At 53.7% G+C, this 5409-nt stretch carries 2 rRNA genes; both read right to left on the bottom strand.

The annotated features are described in order from the left end of the window. Positions 1 to 63: 63 nt before the first annotated feature. Positions 64 to 3195, bottom strand: a 23S ribosomal RNA gene (locus tag ACT3UQ_RS19425). 500 nt (positions 3196 to 3695) lie between these two features. Next, positions 3696 to 5221, bottom strand: a 16S ribosomal RNA gene (locus ACT3UQ_RS19420). The 16S and 23S rRNA genes sit together here, the layout of an rRNA operon. Between the last annotated feature and the right edge of the window lie 188 nt (positions 5222 to 5409).

Below are 5409 nucleotides of genomic sequence, written 5' to 3'. Positions count from 1 at the left end.
GTTGTTGTCTCGTAACCGTATAGTGAACGCGAGCATCATTGTCTTCAACGATTGCTTTACTGTGTGTTGTAAGTCATCGGCCTATTAGTACAGGTCAGCTACACAAGTCTTTAGTCCTTGCTTCCACATCCTGCCTATCAACCCAGTGGTCTAGCTGGGGGCCTCTCACACTCAAGGTGCATGGAAATCTCATCTCGAAGCAGGCTTCCCGCTTAGATGCTTTCAGCGGTTATCCCTTCCAAACGTAGCTAATCAGCGGTGCACTTGGCAGTACAACTGACACACCAGAGGTTTGTCCGTCCCGGTCCTCTCGTACTAAGGACAGCCCTTCTCAAATTTCCAACGCGCGCAGCGGATAGGGACCGAACTGTCTCACGACGTTCTAAACCCAGCTCGCGTACCGCTTTAATGGGCGAACAGCCCAACCCTTGGGACCTACTCCAGCCCCAGGATGCGACGAGCCGACATCGAGGTGCCAAACCATGCCGTCGATATGGACTCTTGGGCAAGATCAGCCTGTTATCCCCGAGGTACCTTTTATCCGTTGAGCGACGGCCCTTCCACGAGGTGCCGCCGGATCACTAGTCCCGACTTTCGTCCCTGCTCGAGCTGTCACTCTCACAGTCAAGCTCCCTTGTGCACTTACACTCGACACCTGATTGCCAACCAGGCTGAGGGAACCTTTGGGCGCCTCCGTTACATTTTAGGAGGCAACCGCCCCAGTTAAACTACCCATCAGGCACTGTCCCTGAACCAGATCATGGTCCGAAGTTAGGTGACCGGTACAGCCAGAGTGGTATTTCAACGATGACTCCACCCGAACTAGCGTCCGAGCTTCACAGTCTCCCACCTATCCTACACAAGCTGCACCGAACACCAATACCAAACTATAGTAAAGGTCTCGGGGTCTTTCCGTCCTGCTGCGCGTAACGAGCATCTTTACTCGTACTGCAATTTCGCCGAGTTCATGGTTGAGACAGCGGGGAAGTCGTTACTCCATTCGTGCAGGTCGGAACTTACCCGACAAGGAATTTCGCTACCTTAGGATGGTTATAGTTACCACCGCCGTTTACTGGGGCTTAAATTCTCAGCTTCGCAACAAGTTGCTAACCGGTCCTCTTAACCTTCCAGCACCGGGCAGGAGTCAGTCCGTATACATCGTCTTGCGACTTCGCACGGACCTGTGTTTTTAGTAAACAGTCGCTTCCCCCTGGTCTCTGCGGCCCACACCCGCAAAAGAAGAGCAAGTCTTCCTCACGGGGCAGGCCCCCCTTCTTCCGAAGTTACGGGGGCATTTTGCCGAGTTCCTTAACCATGATTCTCTCGATCGCCTTAGTATTCTCTACCTGATCACCTGTGTCGGTTTGGGGTACGGGCGACTAGAACCTCGCGCCGATGCTTTTCTAGGCAGCATAGGATCACCAAATCACCCACCAAAGTGGGCGCCTATCAGGTCTCAACCATAAATGAGAGACGGATTTGCCTATCTCTCGGCCTACACCCTTGGACCAGGTCAATTCCATTGCCTGGCTCGGCTACCTTCCTGCGTCACACCTGTTAATACGCTTACCTCACAAAATCGGTTCCCAGCACCTCACACAAAAGCAGCCCGAAGGCCACAACATCATGCTCAGTGGTGGTTAGCATCAAAAGCTCAGTATGGGCGGTTCTTCGCCGGTACGGGAATATCAACCCGTTGTCCATCGACTACGCCTGTCGGCCTCGCCTTAGGTCCCGACTCACCCAGGGCAGATTAGCTTGACCCTGGAACCCTTGATCATTCGGCGGACGGGTTTCTCACCCGTCATTCGCTACTCATGCCTGCATTCTCACTCGTGTGGTCTCCACCGCTGGTTTACACCGCGACTTCACCGTCCACACGACGCTCCCCTACCCATCCAAACGCCCAATCGAAACCAGGCAAATATTTGAATGACGCAACTTCGGCGGTGTGCTTGAGCCCCGCTACATTATCGGCGCGGAATCACTTGACCAGTGAGCTATTACGCACTCTTTCAAGGGTGGCTGCTTCTAAGCCAACCTCCTGGTTGTCACAGCAACTCCACATCCTTTTCCACTTAGCACACGCTTAGGGGCCTTAGTTGGCGTTCTGGGCTGTTTCCCTCTCGACTATGAAGCTTATCCCCCACAGTCTCACTGCTACGCTCTCACTTACCGGCATTCGGAGTTTGGCTAACGTCAGTAACCTTGTAGGGCCCATTAGCTATCCAGTAGCTCTACCTCCGGTAAGAAACACGTAACGCTGCACCTAAATGCATTTCGGGGAGAACCAGCTATCACGAAGTTTGATTGGCCTTTCACCCCTACCCACAGCTCATCCCCTCCATTTTCAACTGAAGTGGGTTCGGTCCTCCACGCGCTCTTACACGCGCTTCAACCTGGCCATGGGTAGATCACTTCGCTTCGGGTCTAGACCGTGCCACTCAAACGCCCTATTCAGACTCGCTTTCGCTACGGCTTCCCCACACGGGTTAACCTCGCGACACAGCACTAACTCGCAGGCTCATTCTTCAAAAGGCACGCCATCACACCCCACAAGTGGGATGCTTTAACGGATTGTAAGCGCACGGTTTCAGGTACTATTTCACTCCCCTCCCGGGGTACTTTTCACCATTCCCTCACGGTACTGATTCACTATCGGTCATCAGGTAGTATTCAGGCTTACCAGGTGGTCCTGGCAGATTCACACAAGATTTCTCGAGCCCCGTGCTACTCGGGTACCCACACTAGAACGGCAGACACGCATTACACCTACGGGACTATCACCCTCTCTGGTCCGGCATTCCAACCGATTCACCTATACGCCTGCACCTCATCCCGCTAACCAGATAGGGTTAGCACATGTAGGCCCCACAACCCCGGTGATGCAACGCCTATCCGCTATCACACACCAACCGGTTTAGCCCCATCCGCGTTCGCTCGCCACTACTAACGGAATCACTATTGTTTTCTCTTCCTGCGGGTACTGAGATGTTTCACTTCCCCGCGTTCCCTCCACACAGCCTATACATTCAGCTGCAGGTCATACGGCATGACACCGTACGGGGTTTCCCCATTCGGAAATCCTGGTCTCAACGTCCGGTTATCGACTCCACCAGGCTTATCGCAGATTCCCACGTCCTTCATCGGCTCCTGATGCCAAGGCATCCACCGTGCGCCCTTAAAAACTTCAACACAAATCAAAGTCTCAGATTGAGCAATAAAACAATCAACAAAATCACAAAACAACCACACAAGTCACCCCAAAGGGCTCCCCACATGGTCATCTTATAAGATGCTCGCGTTCACTATACAGTTCCCAAACAACAACCCCACACCCCCACAACACCGGCCAAGAACCCCAAAGGACCCCAAAAGACCAGCGCGCAAAGACACAGGACAAACACTGAAACACCAAACCCCCACCCCCAAAAGGACAGGACGCTTGTTGCCTCAAAACCCAACAGCATGCCAAACCATACAAACCGCCTGGCCCCCACACCCTCATTCCAACACCCCCAAAGGGACGCGTACTAAAAGAGCATGAACACCATGCAGCCATAGCCAATACCCCACACCAACCATAAAGTCGACGCGTTTTCCGGTACTGAGTTCATTGATATTCCACCCATGAGCAACCCGCCTGCCAACACTCGTGACAGAAACGGGCAACCAATCATTGGTTAGCTCCTTAGAAAGGAGGTGATCCAGCCGCACCTTCCGGTACGGCTACCTTGTTACGACTTAGTCCCAATCGCCAGTCCCACCTTCGACGACTCCCCCCACACAAGGTGGTTAGGCCATCGGCTTCGGGTGTTACCAACTTTCGTGACTTGACGGGCGGTGTGTACAAGGCCCGGGAACGTATTCACCGCAGCGTTGCTGATCTGCGATTACTAGCGACTCCGACTTCATGGGGTCGAGTTGCAGACCCCAATCCGAACTGAGACCGGCTTTTAGGGATTAGCTCCACCTCACAGTATCGCAACCCATTGTACCGGCCATTGTAGCATGCGTGAAGCCCAAGACATAAGGGGCATGATGATTTGACGTCATCCCCACCTTCCTCCGAGTTGACCCCGGCAGTCTCCCATGAGTCCCCACCTTTACGTGCTGGCAACATGGAACGAGGGTTGCGCTCGTTGCGGGACTTAACCCAACATCTCACGACACGAGCTGACGACAACCATGCACCACCTGTGAACCAGCCCCGAAGGGAAACCCCATCTCTGAGGCGGTCTGGAACATGTCAAGCCTTGGTAAGGTTCTTCGCGTTGCATCGAATTAATCCGCATGCTCCGCCGCTTGTGCGGGCCCCCGTCAATTCCTTTGAGTTTTAGCCTTGCGGCCGTACTCCCCAGGCGGGGCACTTAATGCGTTAGCTACGGCGCGGAAAACGTGGAATGTCCCCCACACCTAGTGCCCAACGTTTACGGCATGGACTACCAGGGTATCTAATCCTGTTCGCTCCCCATGCTTTCGCTCCTCAGCGTCAGTAGATGCCCAGAGACCTGCCTTCGCCATCGGTGTTCCTCCTGATATCTGCGCATTTCACCGCTACACCAGGAATTCCAGTCTCCCCTACATCACTCTAGTCTGCCCGTACCCACCGCAGATCCGAGGTTGAGCCTCGGACTTTCACGGCAGACGCGACAAACCGCCTACGAGCTCTTTACGCCCAATAAATCCGGATAACGCTTGCGCCCTACGTATTACCGCGGCTGCTGGCACGTAGTTAGCCGGCGCTTCTTCTGCAGGTACCGTCACTTTCGCTTCTTCCCTACTGAAAGAGGTTTACAACCCGAAGGCCGTCATCCCTCACGCGGCGTCGCTGCATCAGGCTTTCGCCCATTGTGCAATATTCCCCACTGCTGCCTCCCGTAGGAGTCTGGGCCGTGTCTCAGTCCCAGTGTGGCCGGTCACCCTCTCAGGCCGGCTACCCGTCGTCGCCTTGGTGAGCCATTACCTCACCAACAAGCTGATAGGCCGCGAGTCCATCCCCAACCGATAAATCTTTCCACCAAAAACCATGCGGTCAAAGGTCATATCCAGTATTAGACCCAGTTTCCCGGGCTTATCCCAGAGTCGGGGGCAGGTTACTCACGTGTTACTCACCCGTTCGCCACTAATCACCCCAGCAAGCTGGGGGTCATCGTTCGACTTGCATGTGTTAAGCACGCCGCCAGCGTTCATCCTGAGCCAGGATCAAACTCTCCATAAAAAAATAAAAAGCCATCGGCAACCCCTCGGAAAATAAGGGCGAAGCCAATGAAGTCCTGGCGAATAAAAACACTTGGAACAACACACGGGGGTGCATCATTCCAAGCAAATGTTATATATCCACCAAATTAAAAATAATTCGGTATCAATAAACTTGGCACACTATTGAGTTCTCAAACAACAAACACT

It is taken from the genome of Glutamicibacter sp. AOP12-B1-11, from assembly GCF_052379245.1.
GTDB lineage: Bacteria > Actinomycetota > Actinomycetes > Actinomycetales > Micrococcaceae > Glutamicibacter.
This window is presented reverse-complemented; position numbering and strand designations above follow the sequence as displayed.